The organism is Brachyspira sp. SAP_772 (genome assembly GCF_009755885.1).
In the GTDB taxonomy this organism is placed as follows: domain Bacteria; phylum Spirochaetota; class Brachyspiria; order Brachyspirales; family Brachyspiraceae; genus Brachyspira.
On sequence record NZ_VYIX01000010.1, the window covers coordinates 1 to 1,552 of the forward strand.

The window sequence follows — 1,552 nt, forward strand, 5'->3', positions numbered from 1 at the left end:
TATAACCTATACCAGGTTCAAATATAAAGTTAACTATATCTGTATTTACAGTTAAAGATATACTAGGAAGTATTCTTAAATCATAAGGGTTTCTGTCATAAGCTTCTTGACCAGCAGTTGCCTCAGCAGCACCAGCTACTGTCCAAGCTTTAATATCGCTAGTATAGCTTCCGCCCAAAGTTCCAACTATAGCAGTTTTTCCTTTAGCATCTAAAGCAGAAGCAAAGTCTACTCTTAAGAAAGGATTAACTGTTACATTTTCTATTACTGTATTTAAGAAATGAAGTCTTAATTGGAAGCTAAGATTTTTTGCAGAGTAATTAACTGTACCCTCTTTATATGAATTTTGACCATAATTAAACTCAAATCTAATATAGTTGAAAGCATCTATTCCAGTATAGTATCTTATCTGAGCAGGTATGCTTAAACCAAAATAATCAGTTTTTCCATTATTAAGGTCAGCTTTAGAGCTTATACTTACAGGAACTGCCACTCTTAAATTATTATTTACAGCATTGAATACAAATACAKGTGTATGAGCATCAACATTGCCGCCTGCWGCATTATTATAAGTGTAGTTATAACCAACACCTACTCCAAAACCATCTCCAGTATATCCTATACCGCCGGATACAGTAGCTTCTAAATTTTTATTTCCTTTGGTTGTAAAAATCTGACCTGTCAAACCTGTATTAGCTTTGAATCCAAATGTACCTTTAACRGTTCCATTTCCCAAGGTAAATCCTACCTGATTCATTCTAGCTCTTAACTGATTTCCATGAATWAGGAAAAATAGCCAGGTATTGTCGGCACCATACATACCAAATACAGAACTTGCTGCCAAAAYAAATACAGCTGTTACTGTTAATAAAAACTTTTTCATTTTTTACTCCTAATTTTTTAGCTTATATTTGATAGTTTAATAAAATAAAAATTGTAATTCAAATTTTTTTATAATTTTTTTTAGATTTTTGAKAAAAAATACAAAATTTTTTAGATAAAAATAAAAAATGATTTATTAATAAATTTTATATATAATATAATTGAAACTTGAAATGCTATTTAAAATTACAGATTGTTTTGYTTTTTATAAAGAATGCATAATAAAAAAGAGCTTTTATATATAATGATATATAAAAGCTCTTAATTTTTCATTATTTTTTTAATAACTCWGATACTATCTCATCGAGTTCTTCAGGTTTTACCCTAGGGTCATAACGCCCTACTATATTGCCTTGCCTATCTATTAAAAATTTACCAAAATTCCATCTTATTTTATCAACTCCCTCTTCAGTTGGTTTTTCGGTTCTTAAATAAGTAAATAAAGGGTCAGCATTTTTGCTATTAACTTTTACTTTATCAAATAACTTAAAAGTAACGCCGTATTTTTCTTTTCTAAACTCAGCAATTTCTTCAATAGGCTCTTTTGCCTGTCCGCCGAATTGATTACATGGAAAGTCTAATATTTCAAAACCATCTTTTTTATATTTTTTGTATAAATCCTGCAACGCAGAATATTGTTTAGTAAACCCTCATTTAGTTGCACTATTAA

Annotated in this window: 1 protein-coding gene and 1 pseudogene; both read right to left on the reverse strand. The window is 29.3% G+C overall.

The annotated features are described in order from the left end of the window. The coding region (locus GQX97_RS12145; RefSeq protein ID WP_157152198.1) for a cell surface protein at nt 1-883 on the reverse strand (883 nt) is incomplete at its 3' end. A 271-nt stretch (nt 884-1,154) separates the two neighbouring features. Beyond that, a pseudogene (locus GQX97_RS12150) lies at nt 1,155-1,520 on the reverse strand (glutathione peroxidase); the annotation flags it as partial. Nucleotides 1,521-1,552: the final 32 nt, after the last annotated feature.